This is a genomic window from Mucilaginibacter sp. 320_HR (assembly GCF_059691875.1).
The window spans coordinates 612080-627412 of the sequence record NZ_JCAWAI010000001.1 but is presented as its reverse complement, the minus strand read 5'-3'; the positions used below and the strand labels follow the sequence as shown (position 1 = coordinate 627412).

The 15333-nt window shown below is 45.2% G+C and carries 7 protein-coding genes, 2 tRNA genes and 3 rRNA genes; 6 read left to right on the top strand and 6 right to left on the bottom strand.

What is annotated here, in order from left to right; all coding sequences use genetic code 11:
- Positions 1-11: 11 nt before the first annotated feature.
- On the bottom strand, positions 12-1199 hold the full coding sequence (locus AC59GT_RS02800; RefSeq protein ID WP_497236226.1) for a Gfo/Idh/MocA family protein: 1188 nt from the start codon (positions 1197-1199) through the stop codon (positions 12-14).
- 436 nt (positions 1200-1635) lie between these two features.
- Between AC59GT_RS02800 and AC59GT_RS02795 the strand changes: the two genes are divergently transcribed.
- Positions 1636-2247 carry a PAS domain S-box protein gene (locus AC59GT_RS02795; RefSeq protein WP_497236225.1) on the top strand — a complete coding sequence of 204 codons (612 nt, stop codon included), beginning with the start codon at positions 1636-1638 and terminating at the stop codon, positions 2245-2247.
- Between the two features lie 200 nt (positions 2248-2447).
- Here AC59GT_RS02795 and rrf read toward each other — a convergent pair.
- The 5 genes from rrf to AC59GT_RS02770 form a co-directional block, all read right to left on the bottom strand.
- Positions 2448-2559: ribosomal RNA gene (rrf, locus tag AC59GT_RS02790) — 5S ribosomal RNA — on the bottom strand.
- Between the two features lie 136 nt (positions 2560-2695).
- Positions 2696-5575, bottom strand: a 23S ribosomal RNA gene (locus AC59GT_RS02785).
- 225 nt (positions 5576-5800) lie between these two features.
- A tRNA-Ala gene (locus AC59GT_RS02780) sits at positions 5801-5877 on the bottom strand.
- Between the two features lie 11 nt (positions 5878-5888).
- Positions 5889-5963 (bottom strand) — tRNA-Ile (locus tag AC59GT_RS02775).
- Between the two features lie 166 nt (positions 5964-6129).
- A 16S ribosomal RNA gene (locus tag AC59GT_RS02770) occupies positions 6130-7651 on the bottom strand.
- Together the 16S, 23S and 5S rRNA genes with 2 tRNA genes alongside form the textbook arrangement of a ribosomal RNA operon.
- 1169 nt (positions 7652-8820) lie before the next feature.
- Between AC59GT_RS02770 and AC59GT_RS02765 the strand changes: the two genes are divergently transcribed.
- From AC59GT_RS02765 to uvrA, 5 genes are all read left to right on the top strand, one after another.
- Complete coding sequence (locus AC59GT_RS02765) at positions 8821-9750, top strand: outer membrane protein assembly factor BamD (RefSeq protein ID WP_497236224.1); 930 nt, start codon at positions 8821-8823, stop codon at positions 9748-9750.
- A gap of 13 nt (positions 9751-9763) precedes the next feature.
- A complete protein-coding gene (locus AC59GT_RS02760; protein ID WP_117384413.1) occupies positions 9764-10102 on the top strand; it encodes a DNA-directed RNA polymerase subunit omega in 339 nt (112 codons plus the stop codon).
- A gap of 91 nt (positions 10103-10193) precedes the next feature.
- Positions 10194-11396, top strand: a complete 1203-nt coding sequence (gene coaBC / locus AC59GT_RS02755) for a bifunctional phosphopantothenoylcysteine decarboxylase/phosphopantothenate--cysteine ligase CoaBC (protein WP_497236223.1) — start codon at positions 10194-10196, stop codon at positions 11394-11396.
- Positions 11393-12289: a type IX secretion system protein PorD gene (gene porD, locus AC59GT_RS02750; protein WP_497236222.1), complete on the top strand. Its 897-nt coding sequence runs from the start codon at positions 11393-11395 to the stop codon at positions 12287-12289. Before coaBC ends, porD begins: the two co-directional genes overlap by 4 nt.
- Before the next feature lie 160 nt (positions 12290-12449).
- The gene (gene uvrA, locus AC59GT_RS02745) at positions 12450-15296 is read left to right on the top strand and encodes an excinuclease ABC subunit UvrA (RefSeq protein ID WP_497236221.1); all 2847 of its coding nucleotides are present in this window, start codon (positions 12450-12452) and stop codon (positions 15294-15296) included.
- Positions 15297-15333: the final 37 nt, after the last annotated feature.

Genomic DNA, 15333 nt, shown 5'->3' with positions numbered 1-15333 from the left:
TTGTTCCGGGTTTACAAGTCCCTTACGATAACTTCTCCACTGGTTTTATCTTTCAGAATCAGTTTTCTATCGCCGTGCGGAAGTATTTCTTCTTTGATAAGGTAATACTGCTCATCATAGCTGGCAAATTCAGTAGCGATTTTGGTATCGGTATTACCGCGCCAGTCGTCAAGCTGAACAGGTTCCCATACACCACTTTTAGCAGAAGCATAAGCCGCGTCGATAATCGCGTTTACAACATAACCGTCGTAAAAGGTCTCTGCCGGCTCACGGTTTTGCTCAATAGCCTCAAACATATCTGTAAACATGTGATTATAGCCTAACTCGTTTACCTCGTCGCCAACAGGAAATAACCACCCGCTGCTGCTCTCCGCCTTTTCGGCAACGTAGCCGCCGCCTTTACCGGTACTGAACATATCGAAGCCCGTACGTAAAAAGTTATTAAGCCAAATGGTGCCTTCCGTCCCCATCACCTCGTCGCGCAGGTCCATTCCGCCTCGGAAACACCAGCTCACCTCAAACTGGCCGATAGCGCCATTGGCGTACTTCACCATACCTATTGCATTATCTTCGGCATCAATAGGGTGTACCTGGGTAGCTGCCCAGCACATCACCTCAACCGGTCTGATGTCCTTACCAATATAGTTACGCGCGATCTCGATACAATGACAGCCGAGATCTACAATGGCACCGCCCCCGCTTTGTTCTTTGTTCCAAAACCAGTTGCTGTGCGGGCCGGGATGTGCTTCGCGGCTCTTGGCCCATAGTATCCTGCCCAGGGCACCTGCCTTAACACTTGCCAGCGATTTCAGGAACTTTGGTCCGTAGCATAAGTCTTCCAGGTAGCCGCCCATAATACCAGCCTGTTCTACAAGGTCAAGCATTTGTTTAGCCTCTGCCGCAGTACGGCCAAGCGGTTTGGTGCACAACACGTGCTTTCCTGCTTTGGCGCATGCTTCAACAGCAGCAAGGTGCAGATCGTTGGGGAGAGATATTACCACTACATCTACCTCAGGGTGTTCAATCACCTCCTGCATACTGGTGCTGTGGAAGGATAGCTTGTAATCATCAGCAAACTTTTTGGCTTTATCTGCACTCCGGCCGTACACAGCAAAAAGCTGATCTACACGTCGGTGCGCCACCAGCGAATCGGCATAGAACCGCGCAATAAAGCCGGAGCCGAGCATAGCAATTTTCATAAGTTTTGGTATAAAAGGTTTGAGCCGTTAAGATATGAAATTTTGCAATCTAAGCTGATCACATACTGGAAAAATGCGGAAGAGAATCGCCAGAGCTTTTGGGAAACCTAATTAAGATAGATCTGAAAACCGTTACAGCAACTGAATAGTTAATATACAAAAAAATCTGCTTTAATGCAAAAAATCATGAAAATAGCTGTTTCAAATGGTGTAAAAAAGTGTGGTTCTTGCTGGTAAATAAGCGATTAGATCAAGTGTTCATTTTCGATTTCACGAAAAAAACTGAACACTAAACCTGCATACATAAGCTAAGTGAACATGTAACATTCTTGTCAATTTCAAGTTCAGTTTTACAATTAAAAGAATTTTTAATACTTTCCGTAAGTAATTTACGACACAGTTAAACACACATTGTGTCGTGCTGTTAACAATAACAATGCACCAGGTTACCTCTACCATACATCTGCTCGAAGACTCGGTTTTTTACTACGTAATTACAACCGGCATGAACGGCACCTACACCTATGTAAACAGGCATTACGCACGTACTTTTGGCTACCGTTACTCAGACTTGGTAGGTCAACCCTACTTTATCACCATGCATAATGATGACCGGCGTGTTTGTGAAGAAACATCTGCACGTTGCTTTAACGAACCAAACAGGTCCTTTCCTGCAACCATACGCAAACATGATGGGCACGGCGGCTATGTGGTTACCCAGTGGGAGTTCCGCGCCATGATGGACGATAATGGTGAGCCCTTAGGTGTTTTTTGCCTTGGTCACAACATTACGGAGATGGTAAATTCAAACACTGAGCTGGAGAAGACAAAAATAGAGCTTGCAGATAAAACTACAATGCTGGAGCAAATAGGTTGGGAGCAGTCTCATGTGCTTCGCCGGCCATTAGCCAACATACAGGGGCTTACAGGCATACTCAGCAATATGGAACTAGATCAAAACATGAGCAACATATGTGATATGCTTACTGACAGCACCGAACAGTTGGATAAGGTAATTAAAGATATGGTTAAGAAAGCTGAAAATTAATCACTGTCAGTCCTTGGTTGTTCAGCATTATAAATGACTATAGTGTTAATTAACGAACTTGTCATGGTGAGCTTGTCGAACCATATGGCAGGAGTTCTTTCCGGGCGTACAGGTCTTCGATTACACTCAGACAGACGCTTGTAGAAAAGCTTATAAACAAAGAAACCCCCGATGCTTTCGCACGGGGGTTTAACTTTAAGATTTGGCACCGACCTACTCTCCCACATTTTACTGCAGTACCATCGGCTCTGGCGGGCTTAACTTCTCTGTTCGGAATGGGAAGAGGTGGACACCGCCGATATAGGCACCTGAATATTTTAATAGTTTGCAGTTTTGAGTTGCAGTTTGCAGTTATACTAACCGCTTGATGCTACTGTTCACTAAACAAACAATGACATATTATTGAAAGAAGTAATCTGTAAGAGAAAACAACAGCAAATTCTTCTGTTAGAGAAAGCTTCGGATAATTAGTATTACTCGACTTTGATGTCACCACCTTTATATCTGTAACCTATCAACGTAGTAGTCTGCTACGATCCTATAAGGAAGTCTCATCTCATGGCTAGTTTCGCACTTAGATGCTTTCAGCGCTTATCTATTCCCAACGTAGCTACTCTGCAGTACACCTGGCGGCATAACAGATTCACCAGAGGTTAGTCCAACCCGGTCCTCTCGTACTAAGGTCAGCCCCATTCAAACTTCCAACGCCCACAACAGATAGGGACCGAACTGTCTCGCGACGTTCTGAACCCAGCTCGCGTGCCACTTTAATGAGCGAACAGCTCAACCCTTGGGACCTTCTCCAGCCCCAGGATGTGACGAGCCGACATCGAGGTGCCAAACCTCCCCGTCGATATGAGCTCTTGGGGGAGATCAGCCTGTTATCCCCAGCGTACCTTTTATCCTTTGAGCGATGGCCCTTCCATGCAGAACCACCGGATCACTATATCCGTCTTTCGACCCAGCTCGACTTGTCTGTCTCACTGTCAAGCAAGCTTATGCTATTGCACTCCGCGTACGGTTACCAAGCGTACTGAGCTTACCTTTGAAAGCCTCCGTTACCTTTTTGGAGGCGACCACCCCAGTCAAACTACCCGCCAAACAATGTCCCCGACATTATCGGGTTAGACACCAAATACAGAAAGGGTGGTATTTCAACGTTGGCTAACCTACTCCTAGCGAAGCAGGATCACAGCCTCCCACCTATCCTACACATCCTGTATCCGATATCAATGTTAAGTTGTAGTGAAGGTGCATGGGGTCTTTCCGTCCCGTTGCGGGTAACCGGCGTCTTCACCGATACCACAATTTCACCGAGCTCATGGCTGAGACAGCGCCCAGATCGTTACACCATTCGTGCAGGTCGGAACTTACCCGACAAGGAATTTCGCTACCTTAGGACCGTTATAGTTACGGCCGCCGTTTACCGGGGCTTCGATTCAATGCTTCGCCTTGCGACTAACATCCCCTCTTAACCTTCCGGCACCGGGCAGGTGTCAGGCCTTATACGTCATCTTTCGATTTTGCAAAGCCATGTGTTTTTGTTAAACAGTCGCCTGGGCCTTTTCACTGCGGCTGATATTGCTACCAGCGCCCCTTCTCCCGAAGTTACAGGGCCATTTTGCCGAGTTCCTTAGCCATGATTCACTCGAGCACCTTAGGATTCTCTCCTCGACTACCTGTGTCGGTTTACGGTACGGGTTTTTATAACCTGAAGCTTAGCGGGTTTTCTTGGAAGTCTGATTACCTGAACTATCACCTTACCCGAAGGCTCAGTGTACTATCAGCTTTCAGCAAGTCTGGCGTACTTAACTACCAAACCTATACCTACGGCCTTTAACGAACTATTCCGTCAGTTCGCGTCAGTGTCACTACTCCGTCACCGCATCGCAGTTATAAAAAGTACTGGAATATTAACCAGTTGTCCATCGGCTACGCCCTTCGGCTTCACCTTAGGCCCCGACTAACCCTGATCCGATTAGCGTTGATCAGGAAACCTTAGTCTTTCGGTGGGCGGGTTTCTCTCCCGCCTTATCGTTACTTATGCCTACATTTGCTTTTCTACACCCTCCACAGTCAGTTGTCCTTCCTGCTTCACCGCATGTAGAATGCTCCCCTACCAGTACACTAAAAGTGTAATCCATAGCTTCGGTATAACGCTTAATGCCCGTTTATTATCCATGCCCGATCGCTCGACTAGTGAGCTGTTACGCACTCTTTAAATGAATGGCTGCTTCCAAGCCAACATCCTAGCTGTCTGTGCAATCGGACCTCGTTAGTTCAACTTAGCGTTAATTTGGGGACCTTAGCTGATGGTCTGGGTTCTTTCCCTCTCGGCCATGGACCTTAGCACCCATAGCCTCACTGCAGTGTATATTATACAGCATTCGGAGTTTGTCTGGATTTGGTAGGATTTGACTCCCCCGCACCCAATCAGTAGCTCTACCTCTGTATAACTTTACCACCACGCTGTTCCTAAAAACATTTCGGGGAGTACGAGCTATTTCCCAGTTTGATTAGCCTTTCACCCCTACCCACAAGTCATCCGGAAACTTTTCAACGTTTATCGGTTCGGTCCTCCAGTACCTGTTACGGCACCTTCAACCTGCCCATGGGTAGATCACAAGGTTTCGCGTCTACCTCCCCTGACTATACGCCCTATTCAGACTCGCTTTCGCTTCGGATCCGTGTCTTAAACACTTAACCTTGCCAGGGAAGAGTAACTCGTAGGCTCATTATGCAAAAGGCACGCCGTCACAGAACAAGTCTGCTCCGACCGCTTGTAAGTACACGGTTTCAGGTTCTATTTCACTCCCCTGTTCGGGGTTCTTTTCACCTTTCCCTCACGGTACTGGTTCACTATCGGTCTCTCAGGAGTATTTAGCCTTACCGGATGGTGCCGGCAAATTCCCACAAGGCGTCTCCGACCTCGCGGTACTCAGGATACCACTATCCTATTATTACTTACCCGTACGCAACTCTCATGCTCTATGGTGGGCCTTCCCATGCCCTTCCGGTTCATTTTAATATTCATGTTGTGGTCCTATAACCCCGTATATGCCGTAACATATATGGTTTGGGCTTCTTCCCTTTCGCTCGCCACTACTCAGGAAATCACTGTTGTTTTCTCTTCCTCTGCTTACTTAGATGTTTCAGTTCAGCAGGTTTGCGCATTTATGCAACTATTCTTCAAATAGTTAGGTTTCCCCATTCGGAAATCTGCGGATCAATTTATATTTGCTAATCCCCGCAGCTTATCGCAGCTTATCACGTCCTTCATCGCCTCTGAGAGCCAAGGCATCCCCCGTGTACCCTTTCTTACTTTCTTCTAATATCATTGCCGCTTTTGCTCGGCACGATACGTTTTTATTATTCGAGATGTCTCTCTTTTAATTCCGCTCGTATTGCTACTCGCTTCATCGTCCAGAAAAGACTCCCTACTGTTGTCTTCTCTTTCATTTTACTTCTTCCAATATGTCAAAGAACTTTACCCAATATGATATCGCTATCATAACTTGCATTATATCCTATCCCTCTCAGGAAACGGTGGGTGTGGTGGAGAATAACGGATTCGAACCGTTGACCCCCTGCGTGCAAGGCAGGTGCTCTAGCCAGCTGAGCTAATCCCCCTTTCAGATGTGTAGTCCCGAGCAGATTTGAACTGCTGACCCCTACATTATCAGTGTAGTGCTCTAACCAAGCTGAGCTACAGGACTGTCTTTTACCTACAATCTTGCCACTCGTATGGCGCACCACATGATGGCTTCATCTTCCGGGTTGTTTTTTTTGAGATCTTATTTAGAAAATTAATGCAGGTAACAGCCTTTCAGTGCTGTTATCTTAAAGAATACTTATTGCTTAAAGTTTGGGATAATGCTCCAGAAAGGAGGTATTCCAGCCACACCTTCCGGTACGGCTACCTTGTTACGACTTAGCCCCAGTTACCGACTTTACCCTAGGACGCTCCTTGCGGTTACGCACTTCAGGCACTTCCAGCTTCCATGGCTTGACGGGCGGTGTGTACAAGGCCCGGGAACGTATTCACCGCGTCATTGCTGATACGCGATTACTAGCGAATCCAACTTCACGGGGTCGAGTTGCAGACCCCGATCCGAACTGTGAACAGCTTTTGGAGATTGGCATCCTGTTGCCAGGTAGCTGCCCTCTGTACTGCCCATTGTAGCACGTGTGTAGCCCCGGACGTAAGGGCCATGATGACTTGACGTCGTCCCCTCCTTCCTCTCTATTTGCATAGGCAGTCTGTTTAGAGTCCCCATCATTACATGCTGGCAACTAAACATAGGGGTTGCGCTCGTTGCGGGACTTAACCCAACACCTCACGGCACGAGCTGACGACAGCCATGCAGCACCTAGTTTCGTGTCCCGAAGGACTAGAGCGTCTCTGCTCTATTCACTAACTTTCAAGCCCGGGTAAGGTTCCTCGCGTATCATCGAATTAAACCACATGCTCCTCCGCTTGTGCGGGCCCCCGTCAATTCCTTTGAGTTTCACCCTTGCGGGCGTACTCCCCAGGTGGAATACTTAACGCTTTCGCTTAGACGCTGACCGTATATCGCCAACATCGAGTATTCATCGTTTAGGGCGTGGACTACCAGGGTATCTAATCCTGTTTGATCCCCACGCTTTCGTGCCTCAGCGTCAATCACACTTTAGTAAGCTGCCTTCGCAATTGGTGTTCTGTGACATATCTATGCATTTCACCGCTACTTGTCACATTCCGCCTACCTCAAGTGTATTCAAGCCCATCAGTATCAAAGGCACTGCGATAGTTGAGCTACCGTCTTTCACCCCTGACTTAATAGGCCGCCTACGCACCCTTTAAACCCAATAAATCCGGATAACGCTCGGATCCTCCGTATTACCGCGGCTGCTGGCACGGAGTTAGCCGATCCTTATTCTTACCGTACATTCAGCCTCTTACACGTAAAAGGGTTTATTCCGGTACAAAAGCAGTTTACAACCCGTAGGGCCGTCTTCCTGCACGCGGCATGGCTGGTTCAGGCTTGCGCCCATTGACCAATATTCCTTACTGCTGCCTCCCGTAGGAGTCTGGTCCGTGTCTCAGTACCAGTGTGGGGGGTCATCCTCTCAGATCCCCTAAACATCGTAGCCTTGGTAAGCCGTTACCTTACCAACTAGCTAATGTTCCGCATGCCCATCTTGTTCCTATAAATATTTGATATCATTGTGATGCCACATCGATATTTTATGCGGTGTTAATCTCTCTTTCGAGAGGCTATCCCCCTGAACAAGGTAGGTTACATACGTGTTACGCACCCGTGCGCCACTCTCATCAGGAGCAAGCTCCCAAATCCCGTCCGACTTGCATGTATTAGGCCTGCCGCTAGCGTTCATCCTGAGCCAGGATCAAACTCTCCATTGTAAAATGTGTTGTTTGTATCCAGACCCTATTAAACTCAATCAATAGAAATCTGTAAAAAAAATATTCTCTTACATTATCCCATCGCTCTTCAAGCTTCTTCTTTTCAGTATAACTAATCCCGTGGGACCGTTACGCTGCATTCTAATCTTCTAATCTCTTTAAGAACTTTTCGCTTCTCCTCGCGGTTCAGCATTTATGTTATTGCATCATTGCGACGCTTAACTTTAATCTTTTGTTTTTCCCGGAAATCGCTTCCGGCTTTTTAACGTTATTTTTCAAATCTCGTTTCCGATTTTTTCTCCCTCGTTTTGGGACTGCAAAGGTAGAAAAGTTTTTTATTTCTGCAAAAATTATTTTTTAATTTTTTTGCCCTTTTCCGTTTCCTTATTTCAATTAACTACCGCAATTTCGTTGCCTCATTTGCGGAGTGCAAAGGTGCAAATAATTTTAACTCCTGTCAAGTGATTTTTTCACTTTTCTTAAAGTCTTTCCTATTTGCATGATGTCAGAGAACTAATCCCGCTATCTCGTTTGCGGGCTGCAAAGGTACGAACAGAAATTGCTTTCGCAAACGTTTGCTCAATTAATTTCACTCACTTTTCTTAAACCACTGTAAATGAATGCAGAAATTTAATCAGCCTTGTTGCCGGAGTGAATAAATAATGTAGTTAGGCGCCAAAACACCTGCTAATTATCCAAAAATTGCAACCTATAACCATTTCGGGATTGATTATAACATATCCACGGTTTCTGCTATATACCCTATTGTAACAAACGCACCGCCGCATTCAACGCAGGATAAATGCACGCTATATTATAAACGTATGCTGTCGCAACGTCACATTGATGCCAATAGACGCAGATAAATTCCTGCGTTAAAGAATCGAAGGCTTAAGAATACATACCAGACGACCGGATAAATTACACTATAAAACCTTCAACATACTAATAACACAGTTATAATTAGCATTTATTCGGTAGGCCTTTCATATATAGTATATATGCAACCCTCCTCCACAGCAACAGAATAGCTTGTCGTGTATCATATAAGCAAGCGTTAAAAGATGTTAAATCGTGCTACTATATATATAAGGAGAACAAACGCCGTTATATATTCGCCTGTTAAATAAATAATTGACGGGTCATGAATATTAACTTATCTTTGCAAAATGTTTAAAAAGCAACTACATATAATTTCGGGCGCATTGCTGTTATTGCTTATTGCGTTCGGGAGTTGTAAAAGCAAATACGAAAAGCTAAAAGCCAGTAACGATAACGCCAAGAAATACTCAGAAGCGGTTAAATACTATAATAAGAAGGATTACAGCAAAGCACTTGGTTTATTTGAGGATCTGGTAACACTTTACCGCGGTCGCCAGGGTGCAGAAGACCTTTACTACTATTACGCATACACAAACTATAAGCTAAAAGATTACGCAAGCGCGCGTTATCACTTTAAAACCTTTGCAGATACTTATCCGTCCAGCCCGCGTGCGGAAGAGTGCCGGTTTATAGCGGCTTATTGCTTCTACCTGGATTCGCCAATCTATTCACTGGATCAGGAGAACACCACTAAGGCTATAGAGGCATTACAGTTGTTTATAAACTTGTATCCGAAAAGCGACCGTGTTACCGAAGCTAGTAAGTTGATACAAAACCTGCGTGATAAACTGGAGAGAAAAGCTTACGAAAATGCTAAGCTATACCTTACTATAAGCGACTACCAGGCCGCTGTTATAGCCTTTAATAATACACTGCGCGACTATCCGGACACTAAGTATGCTGAGGAGCTTGACTTTTTAACCATCAAAGCTCAATATGAATATGCAAAAGTGAGCAGCGAGCCAAAGCAGGAAGAACGCTTTAACCAGGCAATTAGCTATGCTGACCAGTTTACCGAAAAATACCCAAGCAGCACCTATAGTAAACAAGCTACCGATTTAAAACAAAGCAGCGAGCAAGGTGCTTTGAAAGCCAAGCGCTTTATGGCTCAGCTTTCGGTGAACCCTAAGCTTGCAGAAAAAGTTGCGAAAAAGGATACAACGGCAACTCAGCCACCATCAATAAAAGACAGAGATAACCAGAAAATACCATATTAATTAGTAAAGATATATGAGCGCTAACAACACAAATAAAGGCACAGTTGCCAGCAGTACCGTAACACGCGACCTGCGCGAACTGGATGTAAAAACCGACAACATCTACGAATCGTTGGTGATCATGTCTAAACGTGCTAACCAGATATCTAACAATATCAAAGAAGAATTGCACCAGAAACTATCTGAATTTGCATCAGCAAATGATAACCTTGAAGAGGTTTTTGAAAACCGCGAGCAGATAGAGATCTCTAAACACTACGAGAGATTGCCAAAACCAACTTTGGTTGCGGTACAGGAGTTTCTTGAAGACAAGGTTTACTATCGTAACCCTGCAAAAGAAAAAGAAGCATAAGCTTCCTTAAATCTAAAGTTTAAAGTCAAAGTTCAAAGATCAGGTATCGCCGGTTTTTGAACTTTGACTTTTATTTTTTACTTTAACTTGTATGCTGGAAGGTAAAAAGATATTATTAGGCGTTTGCGGGAGTATAGCAGCTTATAAATCGGCCACGTTGGCGCGGTTACTAATAAAAGCTGGTGCAGAAGTACAGGTTGTGCTTACACCTGATGCTGCCAACTTTATTACTCCGCTTACACTGTCTACGCTTTCCAAAAAACCGGCATATAGCGAATACTTCAAAACCGAAACAGGAGAGTGGAACAACCACGTTGAACTTGGCCTTTGGGCCGACCTCATGCTTATTGCCCCGGCAAGTGCCAACACTATGGCGAAAATGGCCGGCGGGTTAGTAGATAATCTGCTTACCGCGGTTTACCTGTCGGCAAAATGCCCCGTGTACTTTGCCCCTGCAATGGACCTGGATATGTGGAAGCATGATTCTACAAAGCATAATATTGCCCAGCTAAAAACCTTTGGGAACATTATGATACCTCCGGGCAGTGGTGAACTGGCCAGCGGCTTGCATGGTGAAGGGCGTATGGCAGAACCTGAAGAGATACTCACATTTTTGGAAGCTGATCTGAAAAAGAATGTGCCATTGGCTAATAAAAAAGTGCTGGTAACTGCCGGCCCTACTTATGAAGCTATTGATCCGGTTAGATTTATTGGCAATCACTCTTCCGGCAAGATGGGTTTTGCTATTGCTGATGAATTAGCGGCGAAAGGTGCCGATGTTATTTTGATTGCAGGTCCTACGGCACAAAAAAGCACGTTTAAAAATATCCGGAGGATAGATGTTGTTAGTGCTGCCGATATGTTGCGCGAGTGCCTAACCTACTTTCCATCTTCAAATGGCTGCATTATGTGCGCCGCCGTAGCAGACTATACACCCGTAGAAGTTGCTCCTCAGAAAATTAAAAAACAGGAAGGCAGCTTAACCATTGAACTTAAGAAAACCACCGATATCCTTAAAACGCTTGGCCAGCAAAAACAGCAAGGGCAGGTATTGGTTGGCTTTGCACTGGAAACCGAGAACGAAGAACAGCATGCCGTTGGTAAGCTGCAGAACAAAAACCTGGATGCTATTGTGCTGAATTCTCTTAACGATGCCGGCGCTGGTTTTAAAAGTGACACCAACAAGATTACTATTATAGATAGCAGCTTGAATAAGACTGCTTTTAATTTAAAGGATAAAAGTGAAGTAGCAAAGGATATTTGTGCTAAATTTATATTCTTATTAAATCTATGAAGCGTTACTTTTTACTTGCTGGCTTGCTGTTGTCGTGCTGCTTTACCCAAGCTCAGGACCTAAGGGCACGGGTAAAGGTGCTCACACCCAAAATACAGGTTAGCAACAAACGCCTATTCTCTACACTTGAAACAGCTATAAAAGATTTTCTAAACGGCCGCAAGTGGGCGGCTGATGCGATTGGCCCGCTGGAAAGAATAGACTGCAACTTTGTACTGAATGTAAATGCTTGGGACGGCGGCAGCAACTTCAGTTGCGAGCTGCAGGTGCAATCATCCAGGCCGGTTTACAATTCGGGGTATACGACTACTCTGTTGAACATCAACGACAAAGATGTAGACTTTAGCTATACGGAAGGGCAGACAATTGATTACAGCGATCAAAATTTTCAAAACAACCTGAGCTCCGTAATGGCGTTTTACGCCTACATTATTGTAGGAATGGATTATGATTCGTTCTCGCGATATGGCGGAACAAACTACTTCCTGAACGCACAAAACATCGTTACTAATGCACAAACCGCCTCGTTTAAAGGCTGGAAAGCTTTCGACAGCAACCTAAACCGTTACTGGCTAGCCGAGAACCTTAACAATAAAATCTACAATAATCTTCGCGGTTTCAGTTACGACTATCATCGCAACGGGCTAGATCTTATGGCAGACAACCCGGCGCGTGCGCGCAAGGCTATAGCAGCATTATTGCCGCAGCTTACCCAGGTTGATCGCAAGCGTATAGGTTCTTACTACCCTCTGGCATTTTTTACCGCGAAGGATGAGGAATTAGTTTCCATATTCAGCAAAGCAAGCGGCACCGAAAAGATGCAGGCGATGAACACCCTTTTACAAGCCGACCCATCTAACGGCAACAAGTACGAAACGTTAAAATCGAACTAACAAGCAACCGCGCTTCAGGTTATTATTACATTATTCTTCATGTTCGTACCGGGTGTAACTGTATGAAAGCCCGCCGTTTTTGAGTATATTTGCGAACTTTTTTAGTATTTAATCGGCTGATTAAAACCCCTCAGCCCTTTACCTGTTTTTGCTGACATATATGAATGAAAAACAAATAGACCTGGGCGAGCAAAGTGAAGTTGAAGTGTATGGCGCCCGGGTGCATAACCTCAAAAATATAGATGTTTCCTTTCCGCGCAACAAGCTGGTGGTGATCACCGGCCTAAGTGGCAGCGGGAAATCGTCGCTAGCTTTTGATACGATCTACGCAGAAGGGCAGCGTCGTTATATGGAAACTTTTTCGGCCTACTCCCGCCAGTTTATGGGTGGTATGGAACGGCCTGATGTAGATAAGGTATCTGGCCTGAGCCCGGTTATTGCTATTGAGCAAAAAACAACCAGCAAAAACCCGCGCAGTACCGTTGGTACTATTACTGAGATATATGACTTTATGCGCTTACTTTTTGCAAGGGCGGGTGATGCTTACAGCTACACCACCGGCGAGAAAATGGAGCGCATGAGTGAGGACCAGATCCTGCGCACCATAACAGAAAAATTTGATGGGCAGCCTGTAAACATATTAGCACCGGTTGTTAAAGCACGTAAGGGCCACTACCGGGAGCTGTTTGAGCAGATACGCAAACAAGGATACCTGAAAGTATACGTTGATGGCGCCATTATGGACGTTGAGCCGAAAATGCAGCTGGACCGTTATAAGATACACGACATTGATATTGTGGTAGACCGGCTAGTGGTAAGTGAAGCCGACAGTAAACGCTTGTATACATCCGTACAGTCGGCACTTAAAACTGCCAAGGGTATCATCCGTATTGCTGATAAGGATAATAACGTAGCCTACTTTAGTAAATACTTAATGGATCCGGTATCGGGCATATCTTATGATGAGCCCCAGCCAAACACATTTTCCTTTAACTCGCCATACGGCGCATGCGAAAAATGCAATGGCCTTGGCTACATATTCGAGGTTGACGAAGCTTCAGTTATACCCAATCCAAAACTCAGCATTATAAATGGTGGCCTGGCACCTATTGGTGAATACCGCGAAACCTGGATTTTCCAGGTGTTAAAGGCATTGGGTAAAAAGTACGAGTTCTCGTTATCGGTTCCTTTAGAGAAACTCACACGCGAACAACTGGACATCATTTTAAATGGTAGTCCGGATATGATAACCGTTGCAGTTGAGTATAACAAATGGAACGTACAAAGCTACCAGATAACATTCGACGGTATCATCCGCATGCTGGAAGAACAACAGGAGCGCCGCAACGATGAAGGTATGGACGATATGGAAAACTATCGTGTACTGCGTACCTGCCCGGTTTGTAATGGCGCACGGCTAAAGAAGGAGTCGTTGCACTTTAAGGTCGACGAGAAGAACATCTTCGAACTCGCCACCATGGACATTACCACGCTTCAAAAGTGGTTCACTAATCTGGAGGACCGTTTGAACGAGCGACAAAATGTTATTGCAAAAGAGATACTGAAAGAAATACGTGCGCGCATTGGCTTTTTGCTGGACGTAGGTTTAAGTTATTTAACGCTTGACCGAACCGCTAAGACGCTATCGGGCGGCGAAGCGCAACGCATCAGGCTGGCTACACAAATAGGTTCGCAGCTGATGAACGTAATGTACATTCTGGATGAACCGAGCATTGGACTTCACCAGCGTGACAACGAACGCTTGATAAACGCGCTTAAAAACCTTCGGGATTTGGGCAATACGGTGTTGGTTGTGGAACACGATAAAGACATGATCCTGGAAGCCGATCATGTTATAGATATGGGTCCTGCGGCCGGTGTGCACGGCGGTCAAGTTGTCGCACAGGGTACCCCTGCCGAATTAATAACTAAACATACGCTCACAACATCATATATCAACGGCGAAAGAGAGATAGCGATACCAAAAAAACGCCGTGAAGGAAACGGAAAATTGCTGAGCCTTAAAAAGGCTACCGGTCATAACCTCAAAAAAGTTTCTGTAGACTTTCCTTTAGGTAAGCTTATAGGTATAACAGGTGTTTCCGGCAGTGGTAAGTCCAGCCTGATCACTGAAACATTGTATCCTATTCTTAACCATCATTTCTTCAGGGCGAAGAAACATCCTCTTCCTTATGACAAAATAGAGGGTTTGGAACACATAGATAAGGTGATTGAGATAGATCAAACACCTATTGGTCGTACACCAAGATCAAACCCGGCTACGTATACAGGCGTATTCTCTGATATCCGCAACCTGTTTGTGGCACTGCCGGAGTCGCGCATACGTGGTTACAAACCTGGCAGATTCTCCTTTAATGTTAAGGGTGGCCGCTGCGAAACTTGCCAGGGTGGTGGTATGAAAGTGATTGAAATGAACTTTTTACCTGATGTACAGGTGCCTTGTGAAGAATGCCAAGGTCGTCGGTATAACCGGGAAACACTCGAAGTTCGTTACCGTGGCAAATCCATTAGCGATGTTTTGGACATGAGCATTGAGGATGCCACACCATTTTTTGAACATATACCATCCATCTATCGTAAGGTAAAAACGCTGTTTGATGTTGGTTTGGGTTATATAACGCTTGGTCAGGCATCTACTACCCTATCCGGCGGTGAAGCGCAACGTGTAAAACTGGCTACGGAGTTATCTAAAAAAGACACCGGAAATACCTTTTATATATTGGACGAACCTACGACGGGCCTTCACTTCGAAGATATTAATGTGCTACTCGGCGTGATAAACCAATTGGTAGACAAAGGCAATACAGTTTTAGTGATAGAACATAACCTGGATGTGATAAAGGTTGTTGACCACGTGATTGACCTCGGTCCGGAAGGTGGCTCGGGTGGTGGCAAGATCCTGTTCAGCGGCACGCCGGAAGGATTGTGTAAAGTAAAGGAAAGCTTTACAGGGCAATTCCTGAAGAAAGAAATGGGAATAAAATAAACCTATACATGCGATAGCTACCGACCAGTACCTTTAA

Coding starts and splice junctions, on each gene's coding strand:
- AC59GT_RS02765 (WP_497236224.1), top strand. CDS start 8,821: ATGTTTAAAAAGCAACTACATATAATTTCGGGCGCATTGCTGTTATTG.
- AC59GT_RS02795 (WP_497236225.1), top strand. CDS start 1,636: ATGCACCAGGTTACCTCTACCATACATCTGCTCGAAGACTCGGTTTTT.
- uvrA (WP_497236221.1), top strand. CDS start 12,450: ATGAATGAAAAACAAATAGACCTGGGCGAGCAAAGTGAAGTTGAAGTG.
- porD (WP_497236222.1), top strand. CDS start 11,393: ATGAAGCGTTACTTTTTACTTGCTGGCTTGCTGTTGTCGTGCTGCTTT.
- AC59GT_RS02800 (WP_497236226.1), bottom strand. CDS start 1,199: ATGAAAATTGCTATGCTCGGCTCCGGCTTTATTGCGCGGTTCTATGCC.
- coaBC (WP_497236223.1), top strand. CDS start 10,194: ATGCTGGAAGGTAAAAAGATATTATTAGGCGTTTGCGGGAGTATAGCA.
- AC59GT_RS02760 (WP_117384413.1), top strand. CDS start 9,764: ATGAGCGCTAACAACACAAATAAAGGCACAGTTGCCAGCAGTACCGTA.